This window comes from Micromonospora sp. C81 (assembly GCF_018070425.1).
In the GTDB taxonomy this organism is placed as follows: domain Bacteria; phylum Actinomycetota; class Actinomycetes; order Mycobacteriales; family Micromonosporaceae; genus Micromonospora; species Micromonospora zamorensis.
This window is the reverse complement of sequence record NZ_JAGPXS010000001.1, coordinates 552,579-572,582: the sequence shown is the minus strand read 5'-3', so window position 1 is coordinate 572,582 and position 20,004 is coordinate 552,579. Positions and strand designations below refer to the sequence as shown.

The 20,004-nt window shown below is 69.9% G+C and carries 15 protein-coding genes; 10 read left to right on the top strand and 5 right to left on the bottom strand.

The window, feature by feature from the left end:
• Window positions 1-29 precede the first annotated feature (29 nt).
• A complete protein-coding gene (locus tag KBX46_RS02655) occupies window positions 30-1,655 on the bottom strand; it encodes a glycoside hydrolase family 43 protein (protein ID WP_088948782.1) in 1,626 nt (541 codons plus the stop codon).
• 252 nt (window positions 1,656-1,907) lie between these two features.
• Here KBX46_RS02655 and KBX46_RS02650 point away from each other — a divergent pair, with 252 nt between their 5' ends.
• From KBX46_RS02650 to KBX46_RS02635, 4 genes are read left to right on the top strand one after another with little or no spacing between them, the layout of a single operon-like run.
• Window positions 1,908-3,203 (top strand): extracellular solute-binding protein, encoded by a 1,296-nt coding sequence (locus KBX46_RS02650; RefSeq protein WP_088948781.1) that lies wholly within the window; start codon window positions 1,908-1,910, stop codon window positions 3,201-3,203.
• 52 nt (window positions 3,204-3,255) lie between these two features.
• Window positions 3,256-4,254, top strand: a complete 999-nt coding sequence (locus KBX46_RS02645; protein ID WP_210790421.1) for a carbohydrate ABC transporter permease — start codon at window positions 3,256-3,258, stop codon at window positions 4,252-4,254.
• The gene (locus KBX46_RS02640) at window positions 4,251-5,087 is read left to right on the top strand and encodes a carbohydrate ABC transporter permease (protein WP_088948779.1); all 837 of its coding nucleotides are present in this window, start codon (window positions 4,251-4,253) and stop codon (window positions 5,085-5,087) included. Before KBX46_RS02645 ends, KBX46_RS02640 begins: the two co-directional genes overlap by 4 nt.
• A 53-nt stretch (window positions 5,088-5,140) precedes the next feature.
• Window positions 5,141-6,184, top strand: coding sequence for a LacI family DNA-binding transcriptional regulator (locus KBX46_RS02635; RefSeq protein ID WP_088948778.1), 1,044 nt, complete (start codon window positions 5,141-5,143; stop codon window positions 6,182-6,184).
• 6 nt (window positions 6,185-6,190) lie between these two features.
• Here the strand turns inward: KBX46_RS02635 and KBX46_RS02630 are convergent, their stop codons facing one another.
• Complete coding sequence (locus KBX46_RS02630) at window positions 6,191-6,898, bottom strand: vancomycin high temperature exclusion protein (RefSeq protein WP_210790417.1); 708 nt, start codon at window positions 6,896-6,898, stop codon at window positions 6,191-6,193.
• Window positions 6,899-7,060: 162 nt separating this feature from the next.
• Between KBX46_RS02630 and KBX46_RS02625 the strand changes: the two genes are divergently transcribed.
• Window positions 7,061-7,429 (top strand): hypothetical protein, encoded by a 369-nt coding sequence (locus KBX46_RS02625; protein ID WP_210790414.1) that lies wholly within the window; start codon window positions 7,061-7,063, stop codon window positions 7,427-7,429.
• A gap of 7 nt (window positions 7,430-7,436) precedes the next feature.
• Here the strand turns inward: KBX46_RS02625 and KBX46_RS02620 are convergent, their stop codons facing one another.
• Window positions 7,437-8,771, bottom strand: coding sequence for a PHB depolymerase family esterase (locus KBX46_RS02620; RefSeq protein ID WP_210790411.1), 1,335 nt, complete (start codon window positions 8,769-8,771; stop codon window positions 7,437-7,439).
• Window positions 8,772-9,140: 369 nt separating this feature from the next.
• On the opposite strand from KBX46_RS02620, the gene KBX46_RS02615 reads away from it, so the two are divergent.
• The 3 genes from KBX46_RS02615 to KBX46_RS02605 all read left to right on the top strand — a co-directional run bounded on the left by KBX46_RS02615 (window position 9,141) and on the right by KBX46_RS02605 (window position 14,150).
• Window positions 9,141-11,207, top strand: a complete 2,067-nt coding sequence (locus KBX46_RS02615; protein WP_210790408.1) for a cellulose binding domain-containing protein — start codon at window positions 9,141-9,143, stop codon at window positions 11,205-11,207.
• 291 nt (window positions 11,208-11,498) lie between these two features.
• On the top strand, window positions 11,499-13,664 hold the full coding sequence (locus KBX46_RS02610; protein ID WP_210790406.1) for a hypothetical protein: 2,166 nt from the start codon (window positions 11,499-11,501) through the stop codon (window positions 13,662-13,664).
• A 60-nt stretch (window positions 13,665-13,724) separates the two neighbouring features.
• Complete coding sequence (locus KBX46_RS02605; RefSeq protein ID WP_088948771.1) at window positions 13,725-14,150, top strand: hypothetical protein; 426 nt, start codon at window positions 13,725-13,727, stop codon at window positions 14,148-14,150.
• Window positions 14,151-14,223: 73 nt separating this feature from the next.
• On the opposite strand, the gene KBX46_RS02600 is transcribed toward KBX46_RS02605, so the two are convergent.
• Window positions 14,224-17,025 (bottom strand): M14 family zinc carboxypeptidase, encoded by a 2,802-nt coding sequence (locus KBX46_RS02600; protein WP_210790403.1) that lies wholly within the window; start codon window positions 17,023-17,025, stop codon window positions 14,224-14,226.
• 166 nt (window positions 17,026-17,191) lie between these two features.
• On the opposite strand from KBX46_RS02600, the gene KBX46_RS02595 reads away from it, so the two are divergent.
• On the top strand, window positions 17,192-17,572 hold the full coding sequence (locus tag KBX46_RS02595; RefSeq protein WP_088948769.1) for a hypothetical protein: 381 nt from the start codon (window positions 17,192-17,194) through the stop codon (window positions 17,570-17,572).
• A gap of 26 nt (window positions 17,573-17,598) precedes the next feature.
• Here KBX46_RS02595 and KBX46_RS02590 read toward each other — a convergent pair whose 3' ends face one another.
• Window positions 17,599-18,942, bottom strand: coding sequence for a glycoside hydrolase family 18 protein (locus KBX46_RS02590; RefSeq protein ID WP_210790400.1), 1,344 nt, complete (start codon window positions 18,940-18,942; stop codon window positions 17,599-17,601).
• Window positions 18,943-19,087: 145 nt separating this feature from the next.
• Between KBX46_RS02590 and KBX46_RS02585 the strand changes: the two genes are divergently transcribed.
• Window positions 19,088-19,969 (top strand): bile acid:sodium symporter family protein, encoded by an 882-nt coding sequence (locus KBX46_RS02585; protein WP_210790397.1) that lies wholly within the window; start codon window positions 19,088-19,090, stop codon window positions 19,967-19,969.
• The last annotated feature ends 35 nt before the right edge of the window (window positions 19,970-20,004 follow it).

Below are 20,004 nucleotides of genomic sequence, written 5' to 3'. Positions count from 1 at the left end.
ACGGCACCCACCGGGTGCCGTCCGCGTGCTCACTGCTCGCGGTAGGTGGCCAGATCGAAGTCGGCGTACGCGCCGTCGCCGCCGAGGTCCTGCACCCACAGGCCCAGGAACGCCCCGGTGAAACCCCACGCCGCCGGCTCACCGTCGATGATCAGCGCGGCGTGCTCGTCGGAAAGGATCGTCGCGTCCAGGTCGACCGGTAGCCGCTGCCAACCGGCGCCGAGGTCGTAGTCGAAACGCACCACCGGCCCGTCGAACACGGCCCGCAGGCCGACCCGGTCCACGCCGCTGGCGTCGACGGTCAGCTCGGGGTGCGGCGTGCGCCGCCCGTTGTCGGAACTGAGCAGCTCCAGCACCGTCCGTCCGTCGTCGGCGCGGGTCAGGTAGAGGTGGTGCCAGTTGAGGGTGTTGTAGTAGGCGGTGATCCCGGCGAGCTGGCGGTGGTCGACCGGGTCGAACTCCAGCACGGTCTCCAGGGAGCAGTGCATCGCGCCGACGCGTCGCCCGACCAGGCTGGGGGCCTGTCGACCGACCGGTGACTGCCCGCCGTGGATGCGAAGGTGTGAGGGGCGGCTGTGCAGGTCGACCCAGTCCGCGGTGGCCGGCCGGCGCAGTGTCGACCAGCACAGACCCAGCTCGGGGGCGTCGAAGTGGTCGGTGTCGGGCTCCGCCGGCCACGGGTGCGCGGGCAGGTCCGGTGCGACGACCTCGTCTGCCGGCACCCCTCCGGCGATCTGCGGCCAGCCGTCCGCCGGCCACTCGACCCGCTGGATCGCGGTCTCCCGGCCGAGCACACAACTGCCCAGCGGGGAGTAGGGGCGGCCCACCAGGTGGGCGAGGTACCACTCGCCGTCCTGCGTACGGACCAGGCTGCCGTGACCCGCCTTCTGCAACCGCAGTTCGGGGCGGCCGACGGAGGTGAGCAGCGGACCGTCCGGGTCCACCTCGTACGGCCCGAACAGCTCCCGGGACCGCGCCACGGTGACCTGGTGCTCCCAGCTGGTGCCGCCCTCGGCGGTGATCAGCCAGTACCAGCCGTCGTGCCGGTAGATGTGCGGGCCCTCGGTGACCCCGACCGGGGTGCCGGTGAACAGGATGCGCGGCCGGCCGACCAGACTGCGCGCGGCCCGGTCGTACTGCTGGATCTCGATGCCGCCGAAGCGGTCCCGACCGGGTCGCCAGTCCGCGCTCATGCTCAGCAGCCAACTGGTGCCGTCGTCGTCGTGGAACAGCGCGGCGTCGAAACCGCGCCCGTGCAGCTTCACCGGATCCGACCAGGGGCCGGTGATGTCCTCGGCGGTGACCAGGAAGTTCTGCGGGTCCCAGTAGCCGCTGGCAAAGCTGGCGACGTCGCTGTAGACGAGATGGAACTGGCCGTCGTGGTACGTCAGGTCGGGCGCCCACACCCCGTTGGAGTCACCGCAGCCTCGCAGGTCGAGCAGCCGGCGGTCGGTGATGACCCCGCCCAGGGTGCGCCAGTTCACGAGATCACGCGAATGGTGCACACGCACGCCCGGATACCACTCGAACGTCGAGGTGGCCAGGTAGTAGTCGTCCCCGACGCGCAGGATCGACGGGTCCGGGTGGAACCCGGCGAGGACGGGATTGCGGATCGACCGGGTAGCGGTCGCCACGTTAGCGATGTCGGTCGACACGATGGCTCCTCTGGACGGGGCTGTCTGGAACTTCCGGAAACTTGCGGTCCCGGATCGCTGGAAGTCGTGACTACGCTAGCCGGTCTTTTCGCAATAGGACAGAGGTCTTGACCGTTGCGGAAACAGCTCGTAGCGTGCCGGCCATCGACCGGTAATACCGGCGAAGCTTTGAAAGTTCCGGAGATCCATAGGTTCCACCCCGCCGGCTCGGCCGGCGTCCGAGCACCCCGTGAGTCCCCGAAGGGATGGATCATGACCACACACCTTTCCCGCCGAACGCTGCTCGGCCTCGCCGGTGCCGGCGCCGGCGCCTACCTGCTGAGCGCCTGTAGCGGCGACGAGAAATCCAGCGACCCGAACGCCCCGCAGACCATCAACTGGTGGCACATCCAGAACACCGACCCGATGCTGCCGGTCTGGGCCGCGATGGCCAACGAGTACAAGACCGCGCACAGCAACGTCACGTTGACGATCCAGCCGCTGGAGAACGAGGCCTTCAAGGCCAAGCTCACCACCGCCACCCAGGCCGGCGACCCGCCGGACCTGTTCCAGTCCTGGGGTGGCGGCGTGCTCAAGCAGCAGGTGGACGCGGGCCTGGTCAAGGACCTCACCGACGACGTGAAGGATCTGGTCGGCGGCATCCTGCCCGCCGCCATGCAGCCCTACACGATCGACGGCAAGGTCTACGGCATCCCGTTCGACATCGGCATGGTCGGGTTCTGGTACAACAAGGACCTCTTCACCCGTGCCGGCATCACCGAGGCTCCCGCCACGTGGGCTGCCCTGCTCGACGCGGTCCGCAAGCTCAAGACCGCCGGCATCACCCCGGTCGCCCTGGCCGGCAAGGACAAGTGGCCGGCCCACTTCTACTGGTCCTACCTCGCCATGCGCATCGGCGGCGTGGGCGCGTTGCAGAAGGCCGTCGACGACAAGAACTTCGACACCCCTGATCTCGCCGCCGCCGGCGAGCGGCTCAAGGAGCTCGTCGACCTGCAGCCGTTCCAGAAGGGGTTCCTGGGCGCCGAGTTCGGCTCGCCCGACGGGCAGGCCGCCACGATGGGCAACGGCGGCGCGGCCATGGAGCTGATGGGGCAGTGGGCACCTGCGGTGCAGGCGTCCAGCTCCACCAGCAAGAAGGGCCTCGGCGACAAGCTCGGCTTCTTCCCGTTCCCGGCCGTGGACGGCGGCAAGGGATCCGCGACCGAGGTCTTCGGTGGCGGCAACGGTTTCGCCGTCGGCAAGGACGCGCCGGCCGCCACCATCGACTTCCTGAAGTTCCTGCTCAGCGCCGACAACCAGAAGCGGTCCGCGCAGACCGGCGCGGTGCTGCCCACGGTGAAGGACGCCACCTCGGCGATCAGCGACGCCAACAACAAGGTCGTCGCGGAGACCCTGGCCAAGAACACCGGCTTCCAGCTCTACCTCGACCAGGCGTACGCGCCCGCGCTCGGGCAGCAGATCAACGACAGCGTCGCCGAGATCATCGCCGGCAAGAAGTCGCCGGCGGCGATTCTCAAGGACATCACGCAGGTGGCAAAGACCGTCTGACCGTGATCCATCACCCATCCGTAGCCGGCCGTAGAACCCGAGTGGAGCAGGCATGACCAGGCCATCGACCGTGTCGGACACAAGGCGCGGCGACACGGCGACCGATCCGCCGGCACCGGGGCCGGGCACCGCGCGACAGCGCGGCCGCCAGCCCCGGCCGGGCCGGGGTGGCGTCCTCGCCGTGTTCCTGGCGCCTGCCCTGGCGCTGTTCCTGCTACTTGTCCTCGCCCCCATCGTGGTGGCCGGCTACGCCAGCCTCTACAAGTGGAACGGCTTCGGTCTGCCGGAGAACTTCATCGGGCTGGACAACTACACCCGCGCCTTCGGCGACCCGACCTTCCGCGGCGACCTGAGGCGCGGCCTGGTGCTGGTGGTGCTGTCCCTGGTCGTGCAGCTGCCGGTGGCGCTGGCCCTGGCCATGCTCCTCAACCAGCCGATTCGCGGCCGGGCCATCTACCGGCTGATCTTCTTCGCCCCGTACGTGCTCTCCGAGGTCACCACGGCCGTCCTGTTCACCCTGGTGTTCTCACCGAACCGAGGGTTGGGCGAGGGTGTCTCCCGGTGGCTGGGCGCCGACGCGGGCGCGGTCTTCGCCGACCCGGACACCGTGCTGTTCGCCGTCTTCCTGGTGGTGTCCTGGAAGTACTTCGGCCTCTACATGATGCTCTTCCTGGCCGCCCGGCAGGGAATCCCCAAGGAGCTGTCCGAGGCCGCGGTCACCGACGGCGCCACCGCCTGGCAGGCGTTCCGGCACGTCACCCTGCCCCTGCTCGGCCCGACGATCCGGATCAGCGTGTTCCTGTCCGTCATCGGCACCATCCAACTGTTCGACATGGTCTGGGTGCTCACCGGCGGTGGTCCGATCCACTCCTCGGAGACGCTGGCCGTCACGATGTACCAGTTCGGCTTCCGCCGCTTCGAGGTCGGCTACGCGAGCGCCATCAGCATCGTCATGTTCCTGCTGAGCCTCGTCTTCGCCCTGTTCTACCAACGCATCGTGCTGCGTCGTGACACCGCGGGCGCGATCACCAACCAGGGAGGCCAGCGATGACCGCCACGGCGAGCCGTGCCCAGCGGACCCGCAGCGTCGTGCTGCACCTCGTCTGCATCGCCGTCGGCGCGCTCATCGTCGTGCCGGTGTGGTTCGGTGTGCTCGGCGGCTTCAAGGACAACGGCCAGCTGTCCACCAACCCGCTGGGCTGGCCCGACCCCTGGGTGCCGAACTACATCGACATCCTGAGCAACGGCGTGTTCTGGCGGCAGCTCGGCAACAGTCTGCTCATCGCCGTGAGCAGCACCGTCATCGTCGTCGGCGCGGCGGCGATGGCCGCGTTCGTCTTCGCTCGCTACGCCTTCCGGGGCCGCGAGTTCCTGGTGACGCTGTTCGCGATCGGCCTGATGTTCCCGTTCGCGGTGGCCATCCTGCCGCTGTTCGTCCTGCTGCGGGGCATGAACCTGCTGGACAACCCGCTGGGTGTCATCCTGCCCCAGGCCGCCTTCGGGCTGCCGATCACCATCATCATCCTGCGGCAGTTCTTCCGTACCATCCCGGCCGAGGTCGAGGAGGCAGCCGTCCTCGACGGCTGCGGCTCGTTCGGGTTCTTCTGGCGGGTCCTGCTGCCGATGGCCCGTCCGGCCCTGGCCACCGTGTCGGTGCTGGCCATCGTGACCAGCTGGAACAACTTCATGCTCCCGCTGGTCGTCTTCAGCGACCAGAGCTGGTGGACCCTCCCCGTCGGGGTGCAGGCCTTCCAGGGCCAGTACGCCGACGACACCGCGCGGGTGCTCGCGTACGTCGTGCTGTCCATGCTGCCGGCCCTGGGCTTCTACGCCGTGGCCGAACGCCAACTGATCGGCGGCCTGACCGGCAGCGTCAAGGGATGACACCGGGTCACCGCGAGCAGACCTGACGCTTCCAGCACGACGAAGGGGGGACCGTGGGCACGGAGAACGGCCGAAACGTCACCATCGCCATGATCGCGAGGTTGGCCGGTGTCTCCGTGCCCACGGTCTCCCGGGTCATCAACGGTCGCTCCGACGTCGCCCCCGACACCCGGGAACGCGTCGAGGCGCTGCTCAACCGGCACGGCTACCGCCGCCGGTCACCGGCCCGACGCACCGACGCCGCCCTCATCGACCTGGTCTTCAACGACCTGGACAGCCCGTGGGCGGTCGAGATCATCCGCGGGGTGGAGGACGTCGGTCAGACCAGCGGCGTCGGGACCGTCGTGTCGGCCATCCACTGGCGCATCTCCTCGGCCAAGCAGTGGCTCGACAACATGCGGACGCGTTCCACCGAGGGCATCATCTTCGTGACCTCGATGGTCAACCCGCCGTTGCAGGCCGAGCTGCGCCGCCTGCACCTGCCGGTGGTCATCATCGACCCCGCCGGTGTGGACCCCCAGGAGTCACCCACCATCGGCGCCACCAACTGGGCGGGCGCCCTGAGCGCCAACCAGTACCTGATCAACCTCGGCCACCGCCGCATCGGCTTCATCGCCGGCCCACCGCACCTGATGTGCAGCCGGGCCCGGATGGACGGCTACCGGGCCGCCCTCGGCGCCGCCGACATCCCCATCGACGACGCCCTCATCCGACCCGGCAACTTCTATCACGAAGCCGGGTTCAGCGCGGGCACACAGTTGCTGGCCCTGCCCGATCCGCCCACCGCCATCTTCGCCTCCAGCGACCAGATGGCCCTCGGCGTCTACGAGGCGGTCCGCAAGCGCGGCCTGCGGGTGCCCGACGACGTCAGCGTGGTCGGTTTCGACGACCTGCCGGAGGTCCGCTGGTGTTCACCGCCGCTGACCACCGTTCGTCAACCCCTCGCGGAGATGGGCATGCTGGCCGCGCGGACCGTGCTGCGCCTCGCGGGCGGCGAGAAGACCGAAAGCCCTCGGGTCGAGCTGGCCACCGAACTCATCGTGCGCGACAGCGCCGCACCGCCGCGAGAGTCCTCGTCGGGGCGGCCCCGGTCGTGACACCGTTCAGCCGCCACGGAGAGCGTCGTCGACGCCCGTCTCCCGTCGGCCGAGGTGCGCCGGGTCCCGACGGGACAGCAGATCCACTGCTGCCTTCAGACAGGCGCCGTTCTCCCGGGACGAGCTGACCCGCCAGGTTTGCGCGTACCGTCTCGCGGTCTCGTCACCCACTCCGCTGGCGTCGATGCCGAGGCCCCTGCACAGTGCCACCGCGCGGGGGAGATGGAACGACTGGGTCACGACCGTCGCGCGCCGTACCCCGAAGATCCGCTCAGCCCGCGCGCACGAGTCGTACGTGTCGAAACCGGCGTGGTCGAGCACGACCTTGCGCGCCGGCACGCCCCGGTCGACCAGCCAGCCCAGCATCGCGGCAGGCTCGTTGTAGTCCGCGTTCATGTTGTCACCGGATACCAGGATCGCCCGCACCTTGCCGGCGTCGAAGAGCCGTCGCGCGATCTCCAACCGGGCCGCGAGGAACGGCGACGGGTTGCCGTCGGTGTCCACCTTGGTCCCCAGCACTAGGGCGACGGGCGCATCCGGCACGGTTGCCTCGCTGTAGATGTGGCCGTCGGCCGCGTCGCGGATCCACACCACGCTGGCCACCGTGCCGCCGGTCAGCAGCACCGCACCGACCACCACCGCCACGAAGGTACGACGAGCGAGGCGCCCGCGATTCCCGTACCACCGTCTGAGCGCACCGGACCGTCCCCGCATGCCGAGAGAGTATTCGGGCCGTGCTCACGACGTCCGGCCCGGGGCTGACCAGCACGGCCCTTCGGGTCTGGCTTTCGTTGCTAGGGTTTCGTGGGCCAGGACGGGGAGGCTGCGGGATGTCAGACGATGCCGGGGACAGCTGGACCGCGCGGCGCGCCGACCATGACGAGCGGTGACCGGCGCTTCCGCGACCTCGCCTCCCAACTCACCAGCGACATCCAGAGCTACGCCCCGGACTGCCTGGAGTTGTTGCAGTGCATCGACGACGTGGTGTCCGGGCGTTCCGCGTACGAGGAGTACGAGGGCAACTCCGCCGTCGTGCGCTGCACGCCGACCGGTGTCACGGTGGACAGCCTCGGGCCTGTCCCGTCGGGTACGACGTACACGGTCGACGAGGCGCGCGAGGTCATCCTCACCTACTTCGACTTCCTGGCCCCGTCCGTGCAGGACAGGAAGCGGCACCTGGCGACCTGGGAGCAGGAGCACGGCGGCCCGTTTCCCGGCCGTCACCTGCTGCGCCTGGACGGCTGAGACCCCCTCAGCTTCGGGTCCACCGCTGGCTGGCGCCGCCGTTGCAGGTCGACAGGACCACCTGGGTGCCGTTGGCGGTCGCGGCGGCGTTCGGTGCGAGGCACAGGCCGGACTGCACCCCGGTGACCGTGCCATCGGTGTTGAGGTTCCACTGCTGGTTGGTGCCGCCGTTGCAGTCCCAGATGATCACCCGGGTGCCTGCCGTGGTGCCCGCGCCCTCGGCGTCCAGGCACTTCGTGCCGTACACCTGGAGTTGCCTGGTGGCGGTCGGCGTCCACTGCTGGTTGGTGCCGCCGTTGCAGTCCCACAACGCCACCTGGGTGCCGTTCGTCTGCGACCGGGACGGGACGTCCAGGCAGCGGCCGGCGTTGACGTTGCGCAGCGGTCCGGCCGTGCCGCCCGGCGGCGGGGTGGTGGGGCTCGTGGTGTCGAGGCCGAGGAAGCGGACGGCCTGGGCGGCGTCGAACGGGATGGAGTGGCCGTACCCCTGGAAGCTGATCGCCTCGACGGGTGCCGTGCCGCCGGTGCCGCCGTAGCGGGTGCGGGTGGCGCTGGTCTGCGGGGAGTCGGTGTAGCTGGGGGTCTGCGAGACGCCGTGGTCGTTGGTCCACTGCTTGATCTGTTCGCCGAAGTTGACGTAGCTCAGCGTGGTGTCCGTGGTGCCGTGCCAGATCTGCACCCGGGGACGCTTGCCGATGTATCCCGGGTACGCGTTGCGGACCAGGTCACCCCACTGCTGCGGGGTCCGGACGATCCGCCCGCCGGAGCACTCGCTGTTCCACTCCGCGCCGTTGGTGGTGGCGAAGCATCCGAACGGGACACCGGAGGAGCTGAATCCGGCGTTGAACACCTCCGGGTAGAGGCCGAGCATGACGTTGGTCATCATGGCGCCGGAGGAGAACCCGCCCACGGCGATCCGGTTCGCGTCGACCGGGTAGCGACTCCGGACGTGGTCGACCATGGACTTGAGGCCGATGGGGTCGCTGCCGCCGTCACGCCGGAGGGCCTGCGGTGAGGAGACGTCCCAGCACTTGCTGCTCCGGGTCACCGACGGGTAGATCACGATGAAGCCGTAGCGGTCGGCCAGGGTGCTGAGCCCGAACCCGGTGTGCACCGCCGGGCCACTGCCGGTGCAGTAGTGCAGCGCGAGGAGCAGGGCCGGCTGGGCCGCGACCCGGTCCGGCACGTACAGGTGCATCTGGAGGTTCGTGGGGTTGGTGCCGAAGTTGGTCACCTGGGTGAGCGTCGCGGCCGACGCCGGGGTGGCGACAGTGACCACGGCCGTCATCGTCGCCAGGGCCGTGGCCAGCGCGGCGGCCAGCAGTGCGATCCTTGATCTCATCGGCGGTTCCTCTGGTCGTGAGCACGGACGCTGCTCGCCTCGCATCGACTGTGAGCGATAACATGCCGGTCGTCAAGATGTAACGTATGACGTCTTGGGCGGGTCCACCGCGTCTGCGTCGGTGCCGCTCCGGTTGGGCCCCCTTGAGATCTTCGATCCGACCGTGACATTCTTGGCCGTCGATTGCCTGCCGCGCCTGCGGGGGCCGACGCCCGTCCAATGGGCAGCCGGGATCCGACCAGGGATCCCGGGGGACGGGGCACGAGCGATGGGACACCGGGGCCTGTCCGTCCACGAGTCCGCCCCGCCACCGCGTCACTCCGTCCGGCTGGGCGACTCACCGTCGTTCACCGCGAAGGAAATCCGCCCATGAACCTCCCGAGAAGCCGCGCGACGCTGCTGGCGAGCCTGCTGCTCGCCGCGACCGCGCTCTCCGGCGTCAACCCACCCAACGCCAGCGCCGCACCCGACCCGGCCGCCGTCGCCGTCACCGTCGACGCCCGGGCGGGGATGGCGACCGTGCCCGACACCGCGCTGGGCGTCAACCACGCCATCTGGGACCAGAACCTCGGCACCCCCGAGACGTCGGACCTGCTCCGCGACGCCGGCGTGCAGATGATGCGTTACCCCGGCGGCTCGTACGCCGACATCTACCACTGGAAGGACCACACCGCGCCCGGCGGCTACGTCGCGCCGAACACCGACTTCGACACGTTCATGGCGGCCGTGAAGCGGGTCGGCGCACAGCCGATGATCATCGCGAACTACGGCACCGGCACCCCCGCTGAGGCTGCCGACTGGGTGCGCTACGCCAACGTGACCAAGGGGTACGGCGCGCGGTACTGGACGGTCGGCAACGAGAACTACGGCAACGGCCACTACGGGTCCGCCTGGGAGGCGGACGACCACCCGGACAAGAGCGCGACACAGTACGCGCGGCTGGTCGTCGAGTACGCCGACGCCATGAAGGCGGTCGACCCGAGCATCAAGGTCGGCGCGGTGCTCACCATGCCGGGCAACTGGCCGGACGGAATCACCGCCGGCAGCGACCCGGGCCCGTGGAACCAGACCGTCCTCTCCATCGCCGGCCCGAAGATCGATTTCGTGGACGTGCACTGGTACCCGGGCGGCAGCGCAGCCGACTCGCTGGCCCGCACCAGCCACATCTCCGATGCGACCTACCTGCTGCGGCAGCAACTCAACCGTTACGCCGGCCCGAACGCCGACCGCATCGGCATCAGCTTCACCGAGTTGAACGTCGATGCCGGCCGGACCACCCAACCGGCCGCGCTCTTCCTGGCCGACGCCTACAGCGAGCTCCTGGAGAACGGCATCTTCACCGTCCACTGGTGGAACGTGCACAACGGCATCGGCACCGTCACGGAGGTCGCCGGGCAGACCGACTACGGCGACTTCGGCATGCTCTCCAGTGGCGCCTGCACCGAGGACGGCTCGGTCTGCGAACCACCGCTGAACACACCGTTCGCCCCGTACCACGGGCTGAGCATGATGAAGCTCTTCGCCAAGGCCGGTGACCAGTTCGTGCGGGCCGGCAGCGACGAGCCGCTGGTCAGCGCGCACGCGGTCCGCCGGCGCAACGGTGACCTCGCGGTGCTGCTGGTCAACAAGGACCCGGACAACGCCCACCCGGTCACCATCGACTATGCCGGGTTCACCCCGTCGACCGCCGCGCCGACGGTGTCCACCCTCGCCAACGGCGCCACCGGCATCGCCACCGGCCAGTCCGGCTCCGCCACCAGCCGGACGCTGCCGGCGTACTCGTTGACCACGCTCGTGCTGCGACCGGCCGGCGCGACCGCCGGGCGGCCCTCGGCACCGGGCCAACCCACCGTCAGCGGCGTCACCGACCGGGCCGCGACGATCTCCTGGCCGGCGGCGACCCCGGGCGGCAGCCCGATCGCCAAGTACGAGGTGTACCGGCAGAACGGCGGGCTCAGCGAGCAGCTCGGCGAGACGGCGGCCACCTCGTTCACCGTCGGCAACCTCGTGCCGGGCAGCAGGTACACCGTCAACGTGGTGGCCCGGGACACCGCCGGCCGGGTGTCCTGGTCCTCGCCGCCGCTCACCTTCGCCACCGGCGGCCCCGCCGCCAGCGCGTGCACCGTCCGGTTCACCACGAACAGCGACTGGGGCAACGGCTACATCGGCGGCGTCGAGATCGTCAACAACGGGACCAGTCCGATCAACGGGTGGACGCTCACCTGGACCTGGCCCACCGGTTGGCAGCAGGTGAGCAGCGGCTGGAGCGCCACCTGGGAGCAGGTCGGCACCGCCGTGCGGGTCACGCCCACCGACGACAACCGGCAGATCGCCGCCGGCGGCAGCGTCAGCGCCGGCTTCGTCGGCGCGTACAGCGGGCCGAACGTGCTGCCCACGGCGTTCACCCTCAACGGCACCGTCTGCGCGACAGGCTGACGCTGCAGTCGGGTGGCCGGCCGGCCCGTTCGTCGGGCCGGCCGGATCCCGGCCTCGATCCCGGCGAGGGTGCCGGCGGGCAGGGGGCCGCGCCAGTCCGGGGCGACGTCGGTCGTGGCGGGCTTCGTGGCACGCCGACCGCCACCCGGATTTTTGTTACCCACATATTGATAATTGGCCATTTGGGGGCTAATTCTGGCGGGGCCGAAAGCAATCACATCCTTGAATAGCATTCCCCTGATCCCTGGTCGTTACACATAGACGGAGGTGTCAGTGGGACACAGCAGACGATTGCGTTCGAGTCTTGCCGCGGTGGTCGCGGCACTGGTCGCCGTGCCGGTGGCGCTGGTCGCCACGCCCGCGTCGGCGGAAGGTAGACACCTTTGGGAGGTGGAGGTCGCCAAGATCCCCACCGCCGATTACACCAGCGACGCTCAGGTCTACATCACCGAGTCGACTCAGGCCCTGCGGCCGTACGTGGGGGACGGGCTGGGCGACAGCCGGATCGACCCGGTGCTGGCGGACGTCGGCAGCCGGTACTTCGACGGCGCCCGGCTCAAGAGCGCCGGCGACGGCGCGGCGGCGTTCGACAACCTCAAGCACCTGGAGGCGTTCCTCAAGAGTCGGCTCACCGGCGCCAGCCCGCCCAACGGCGAGGCCGAGCAGGCCCATGTGGTCGCGCTGGTGGAGACCCTGTCGGGGGCCCGCCTCCTGGCGGACGCGGCGATCCAGGACGCCGAGGCGACCATCGGCCCGTTCCGGGCCAGCCCACCACCCGCGCCCGCTCCGGTGGGGCTGACCGAAGCGTTCGCGGATCTGGCTGCGGCGAAGGTGAACCTGGCCAAGGCCGACGACATGCTGGTCAAGGCCAATCCGGTGCCGGCGACGATCCAGTCGGCGGACGCCTGGGCCAACGGCTTCAAGGTGCTGACCCGCCTCGGCATCACCTACGGCGGCGACCACGACTCCGACGGCGTGGTCGACGTGGTCGAGCTGCGCTTCGGGTCCAGCCCGCTGCTGGTCGACTCCGACGGCGACGGCCTGACCGACAAGTTCGAGATCACCAAGCTCGCCGGCTGGACCATGCCGGGCCGGTCCGACACCGACGGTGACGGGACGAACGACGGCGCCGAGGACGTCGACGGCGACGGGCTGTCCAACCTGCGCGAGCAGGAGCTGGGCACTTCGCCGACCGAGGCGGACTCCGACGGCGACGGCCTCCGCGACGGGGCCGAGGTGGCCCAGGGCCGCAACCCGCTGGTGGCGGACAACCCGCCGCCGCCGGTCAGCGGGCCGGCCGACCCGGTGCAGACCACGCCGACCGACACCGACACCGACGGTGACGGCATCGCGGACACCACGGAGGTCGACGACAGCGAGACCAACCCCGCGAACCCGGACAGCGACGGCGACGGTCTGAGCGACGGGGCGGAGATCAACGAGCACCTGACGAACCCGCTCAGCGCCGACAGCGACGGGGACGGTCTCGCCGACGGGTACGAACTCGCGCACGCCGAGGACCAGGGCCTGGATCCGCTGATCCCGGACGAGCGGGTCAGCAAGTGGACGTACGTGACCGATTTCGTGGTCGGCCTGATCGCCGGGGACTTCTCACCGCGGGACTCGATGGCGTGGCTGTCGGGCTACCTGTGCTCCGGCGGGCTGAGCCTGATCCCGGTGGTCGGTTGGGTGCTCGGCGGCCTGGCGGACCTGCGCGACACCGTCGCCGGGATCATCCACCAGGACTGGGTCGGCGCCGGGTTGAGCATCCTGGGCCTGGTCCCGTACGCCGGTGACGCGGTGGCGATCCCGGGCAAGGCCGCGAAGTTCGTCGCGCGGTACCTGCACCGGCTCGACAAGGTGATCCACTTTGTCGCCAAGTACGACAAGATCTCCGACAGCGTCAAGACGCTGACCATCCGTGCCATTCTGCTCGGCAACTACGGCCGGCTCACCGACGCGGGCTTCGCCGACGACATCATCCTGCGGATGGCCCGCCGGGCCGACAACAGCCTCGGGCGGCTGGCGGACGCGTTGACCAGCGCGGTGACGCCGCCGCCATCGCCGACGCCGTGGCTGCGGGGGGCGCCCGCTGGCGAGGACTACTTCGCCGACGTGGTGATGGCGGGGGTGCCGGGCGTGCGCAATCACGCCGGGCGGATCGCCACCCCGGGCGTACCCAGGCCGGGGTCGGCACGGGAGCCGGACTTCCTGGAGACCGGCCCGCCGCGCAAGCTGCACGAGGTGAAGACGGGTAAGCCGTACCCTGGGCACTACCTGAAGCAGTGCGAACAGGACCGGCACCTGCTCGACACGGCGCAGGTGGCCGAGGCGACGTGGCACTTCCTGCCGCACGCCAACGGCTCGCTGGACATCCCGCAGGATCTCCTCGACTGCCTGCGCACCAAGCGCATCCCGTACAAGATCTATCCCTCGAACGGCTCGTTCTGGCCCTGATCCCGTCCGTGTGGGGGCCTGGTGGCGACACCGGGCCCCCCTTACCTGATAGTGAGAACCATGAGTTGGTGGCAACGGTCCCGCCCTGGCTATGCGGTCGACGGTGTCGAGCCGCAGCGCGTCGACGGCTGGGACGTCTTCGACGGTGACGCGCTGGCCGGGTCATCCGCGGTGGCTGAGGCCGCCGCGCGCCTGCCGCAGGACCCGGCACTGGAGGACCTGCCGGGCTATCTGGCAGTCTCCACGAAGGACGGCCGGGAGTGGACGCTCAGCTTCGACGACGGGAAGCTGGCCGTCTTCGGCCTGTCCCGCCCGGGCAACGACCTCTTCGAGCAGGCGATGACGGCCGCCCCATGGACCGAGTCGGTCGAACGCGTCGACCGCGAGGTTTTCCTGTTCACCACGGCCGGGGTGCGGACGGCCGACGTCGTGCTGGCGCATTGCGTCGACGTGTGTGGTGAGATCTTCCGCCAGCTCGGCGCATAGTTCCCAGCAACAGCGCGCACGACAAAGCGCCCGTCTCCGTGTCGGGGACGGGCGCTCTGTCGTGCCGGGTTGGTCAGCCGACCACCGACCGCAGCGGCACCTTGGCATCGCGGAGCGCGCGTACCAGATCGCTCGCGAATGGGTGCTCGTCGACCTGGAGGCCCTGCGGGTTGGGGATCACGACGTATGCCGAGCCGTCCTTCGCGGACGCCTTGGCGTCCGTGGTGAAGCGTTCGACGACCGCCTCAGCGCGCGGCAGGTCCGCCGCCGCCACCTGGATGGTGATCGGCCGCCAACCGCCGCCCAGGTCCGGCGTGACCGGCGCGGCGGCGGCGCTGGCGCGCGCCGGGTCGACCCCGGCGGAACGCCGGGCGTCCGAGGCGCCCGCCGGGTAGAGCAGCGCGTTGGCGACCAGGTGCAGACCATTCTCGTTGTACGCCCGGAAGAGCGGATTGAACGCGAACAGCACTGCCCGGCCTGCACCGGTCGGCTCGTCGACCACTGCCGCCGTGCCCTTCAGGGCGTCCTCGCCGACGGTGTAGCCGTTGGCCCAGAACGTGTCACCCGTCGGGTAGCTGAGCACGTTCGTCCCGGTGGTGCTCGGGTTGAGGATCGGGTCGCTGTTGTTGAACTCGAAGTCCTCCGCCGGGCGGCCCAGCGCGACCGGGCTGTTGGTGTCGACGTCGACCCGCAGGTGCGAGCCGATCACCAGGTAGTCGGCCGGTTTGGTTTTCTCGGTGGTGGAGGTGAGCCCGGCCGCGCGGGCCACCCGGGTGCCCTCGTTGCGCAGCCCGAGGTAGGTGTGGCCCTGGGCGATCCAGTCGCGCAGGTTGGCCTGCCCGGTCGCTGTCAGACCGCCGGTCGCGCTGCTGCCGTCGGGGACCAGCAGCACGGTACGCCCGGTGAACGCCTCGGTGTTGTCGTTGATGTCGGCAGTGGTGACCGGCGTGAGGTCGAGCCCCCACCGCTTGCCGAGCACATACCGGGCCTCGCCGTGCGAACCCGAGGTGGTGGAGATGCCGGTGCCCTGGAAGAGCCCGACGTCGGGCAGGGTCAGGCTGGTGCCGGTGGGCCGCCCGCCCGGGGTGAGGGTCACCCCGAACGACTCGGCCAGCTCGTCGACGGTGCGGCTCAGCTTGGTCGCCGGGATGGCGACGCGGCTGGTCTTCAGGTCACGGACCAGCGGAACGCCGCGACCGAGCAGGCGGAAGGTGAACTCCGCGGCGGCGGCCGAGTCGAGCGGGTACGTGTACGAACCCCACGGCCACGCGAGCGAGCCCCGTCCGCCGGAGATCTCCCGGACCAGCTCCGCCTTCGGTCGGACGTTGTCGCCGGTGTAGATGGTGGAGACGCCCATCAGCAGCGGGTTGCTCCAGGACGACACGTCGTAGAAGTAGGGGAACGGAACGTACGGGTCCTCGCCCATGATGGCCTGGATCCAGTGCTTCTGCGGCTGGTCCATCGGGATCCAGTACGCGCCCTTGGGCACTGTCACGTTCGTGGCGGTCCGCCCGCCGAAGACCCGCGCGGTGGGCACCCGGGTCGGCTTCTGCACCTCGTACACCTCGACGTCCATCCGGCGCAGCCGCTCGACGAGCTGGCGGACGTCGGCGAGCTGCCGGTCCGGCAGCAGGAAGTACGAGCGGATCTTGATGTCCGGCACGGGGAACTGGACCTCGTTGGTGGGCTGCACCACCTCGTTCGGCTCCAGGGTGCCCGCCCTGCCCTGGGCGAGCGCGTCGGTCCAGATGTCGAAGTAGCCGCTGAGCACCTCGCGCTTGTTGGCGGCGGCCCAGCCCAGCGTGGACCACTGGGTGTGGAACTGCTGCTGGACCCGGTCGGCCACCGCCGACGCGCTGCCCTTCTCGTACGTCATTCCGGCCGCACCGAAACCGGTGGTGGGCACTGTGTCGCCGTAGCCCATGAAGAACATGTCGTACGTGTCGTAGTTGAAGTAGCACTCGGTGGTGACGGTGTCGTCGCAGGCCCCGTTGAAGCCGAAGCCGGCCTTGTTGGCCTCGCCGATCCGGTTGATCCAGTCCACCGCCTCGCCGGCGATCTCGTGGTGGATCGGGTCGGCGTTCGGCGGGAAGAAGTACTGCCGGCCACCCATCTCGTGCGCGTCGATGAACACCTGCGGCGGGTAGCGACGCAGCAGTTCGAGCTTGCCGTCGGTCTCCTGCTGGGTGCGGGCGAACCAGTCCCGGTTCATGTCGAAGCCGAACTCGTTCTGCCGACGCGTCGCGTCGCGGCCGTCCGGGTTCTGGGTCGGAACGATCACGGTGACCAGGTTGTCGTTGCGCCGGGCGACCTCGCAGGACAGGCCCGCCGCCAACTCGTACAGCGTCTTGAGCGCCGCGTCGGTGCCGCTCTTCTCACCGCCGTGCACGTTCGCGGTGACCCAGACGATGGCCGGGCTGTCCTTCGCCGTCCGGTCGGCCGTCCGCGCGCTGGTTTGGCGCGGGTCGCGCAGGTCCCGTACGTCGTCGGCGATCTTCCGCAGGGCGGACGGCCGCACGTGGCGTTCGTTGGACACCACCGCGTACGGCAGAGGCTGGCCGAGCACGCTCGTGGCCATCACGCCGGTGACGACCCGGTTGGAGGCGCTGTCCACAGCCCCGAGGTACGTCCGCACCTCGTCGTTGGTGACGACCCGCTCCTGTCCCGCGCCGAGGGGGAAGCCGAGCACGGTCTCCGGGGCGGGCACGCTGCTCAGCCGGGCGGTCGGGTCGTTGCTGCAGGGGGAGGGTCGGGTGGGGCTCGCGGTCGCCGTGCCGCTGAGCAGGGGAGCCATGCCGAGCAGGAGCGCGATCGTGGCGGCACCCGCCAGCCGCTTCGGAGGGACCGTCCAGAACGGACGCGACGATGGGGCCATGTCTCGGGTTCCCTTCCTGGGGAAAGCCTCGCAGTGGCCGGAGCCTATGAACCGTCGATGCGCAGGTCAAGCTTCGATCGACTTCGGTGACTGCACGGGATGCTCGCGCCGGGGCCGGCTGGCAGGATGGAGGGGTGGGGTCCACCTCGCCCGGAAGGAGGAGACAGTGCCGGCGTCTCTGGAGATGATCACGCTCTCGGTCTTCCCGGATCTTCCGTCCGCCGATGCTCGGCGTTCGCTGACGTCCTGGTTGCGCGCGGAGGACCGGCTGCGCGACGAGGTGACCACAACCTCGTCGGCGGGCGACACCGAGGTGCTGCGGGTGGTGGCCGACGACGCTGGCACCGTCATGGTGCTGGTGCAGGCGATCGCCGGCTGGCTGACCCATCGCCGCGACGACGTCACGGTCCAGCTCAGTCGTCCGGACGGCTGGTCGGCCGAGCTGGACGTGCACCGGGCTCGGGACATGGACGAGGTCACCGCGCTCATCGAGGCAGCCGTGCGCGCGGTTTCCCCCGGACAGGGCGCGCCGCCCGCGACCAGTTGATCACGGGCGGCGCGTCGCGGGTACGCCTACCAGGTCGTCAGGCCGAGACCGATCGTCCTGGTCAGCGTGGCGTTGTCGTCGTCGCCGTCCAGCGACCAGATCATCGCTCCGGCCAGGCCGGCACGGCGGATGTAGAGCGTCTTCTGCAACACGACCGCCGGGTCGTCGTACGTCCAGAACGTCGTGCCGTCGAACAGCCAGGCGTGCCCGGCACGGAGGTCGCGGTGCACGGTGTAGCCGTTGCCGGCCAGGGTCTTGAGCTTTTTGTAGTCCTCGTAGCCGGCCTCGAAGGTGGCCGGCGCGGGCCCGGTGGCCGGCTGGAAGAGGCCGTTGCCGCCTCCGGTGACACCGGTCCAACCCCGACCGTAGTACGGGATGCCGAGCACGAGCTTGTCGCGCGGCGCACCGCGGGCGATCCAGCCGTCGATGGCCACCTCGACGGAGAAGTCCGGGTTGTCCGGCGATCCCGCCGGTACGCGCAGCGCTGACTGCTGGTTGGCCACTGCCTCCCAGCCGCCGTGGAAGTCGTACCCCTGCACGGTGGCGAAGTCCAGGTACTTGAAGATCTTGCGGCCCTCGTAGCCGGCGTCCATGGTGGCCGGGTTGGCCGGCAGGAAGGCGGTCAGCGGGTGGTGCGTCCGGGTGGTGCGCCCATACGCGTCGAGTTGCCGGCGGAACTCGGCGAGCAGCTTGGTGAAGTTCTCCCGGTCCTCCGGGCGGATGACGTTGCCGGGCTCACCCTCCCAGTTGGGCCACTCCCAGTCGAGGTCGATGCCATCGAAGACGCCGGCCCCGGCACCTGGGCCGCCGGCGGCGCCGTCCCCGCCGGGCAGGTTGCCCTTCAGGTAGAGGTCGATGCAGGACGCGACGAACGCCTTGCGGGAGGCGTCGGTGCGGGCGGCGTTCGAGAAGTACGTCGACCAGCTCCAGCCACCCAGCGAGATCAGCACCTTCAGTTTGGGGTGCTTGGCCTTCAGCTTGGCGAGCTGGCCGAAGTTGCCGTTGAGGGCCTGGCCAGGGGCGTCCGCGACGCCGTCGACGCTCTCCTCGGCGGGGACGGGTCGCTGGTAGTCGGCCCAGGCGTCGCCCTCGCCCGGCCCGCCGTCCACGTAGCAGCGTCCGTCCTCGCTGACGTTGCCGAAGGCGTAGTTGACGTGGGTGAGGCGGCTCGCCGCCCCGGACGTGTCGAGCTTCTTGACCGGGAAGGCCCGGCCGTAGATGCCCCACTGGGTGAAGTAGCCGACCCGGTGGTAACCGGTGCGGCGCTGCTGGTTGTCGCCCGCGCTGGCGGCGCTGGGCGGGGCGGCGGTGAACAGCAGGGCCGCCAGTGTGACGACGGCGGTGAGACGGCGGTGGCGGAATGGTCGCATCGGCACACTCCCACGAGGCATCAAGCAGAATTAGTAAAGAGACTTATCTGATTGATGAAGTTAAGCCGATCACAGTCCGGGGTCAAGAGCGTCCAGCCACATGGGGGATTGTTGCGGCGTTACCCGGTGGTAACGATGTTGTGCCATGGACTCCGCCCTGACTCTGATCGGCCTGCCCATCGCCCTCGGCATCATCATGCTCGGTCTGGGTCTCGGACTGACCATCGCGGACTTTCGCCGGGTGGCCCAGCATCCACGAGCCGCCGTCATCGCCCTGGTGTGCCAGGTGCTGGTGCTGCCGGCGCTCTGCTTCTGCCTCGTCCTCGCGTTCGACCTGGCACCGGAACTGGCCGTCGGCATGATGCTGCTCGCCGCCTCGCCGGGCGGCACGACGGCCAACCTCTACAGCCACCTGTTCGGCGGCCACGTGGCCCTGAACATCACCCTGACCGCCATCAACTCGGTGCTCGCCGTGTTCACCCTGCCGATCCTGGTCAACCTGTCGGCGGCGTACTTCCTGCCCGACGGCAGGAGCATCGGGTTGCAGTTCGACAAGGTGGTGCAGGTCTTCGCCATCGTGCTCGTCCCGGTCGCGATCGGCATGCTGATCCGGGCCCGGCTGCCGCACGTCGCCGAGCGTCTGAACCGGCCGGTCCGGATCCTCTCCGTCGTCGTGCTCGTCGCGGTGATCGCCGGGGCCGTGCTCGGCGAACGGGAGAACATCGCCGACTACTTCGTCTCGGTCGGCCTGGCCGTGCTCGCGTTCAACCTGCTGAGCCTCGCCATCGGGTACGGGGTGCCGCGGCTCGCCGGTGTCGAGCGGAGCGCCGCGACGGCAGCCGGGTTCGAGATCGGCATCCACAACAGCACCCTGGCCATCACTATCGCGCTCAGCCCGGCGTTGCTCAACAGCACCCAGATGGCGATCCCGGGCGCCGTCTACGGCATCGTCATGTTCTTCACCGCGGCGGCCTTCGGCTACCTGGTGACCCGCATCGGCGCCCGGTCCGCCACGGTGCAGCCCTGACCCGGGTGCCGCCAGCCCGGCCGGCGGTGCCGCCG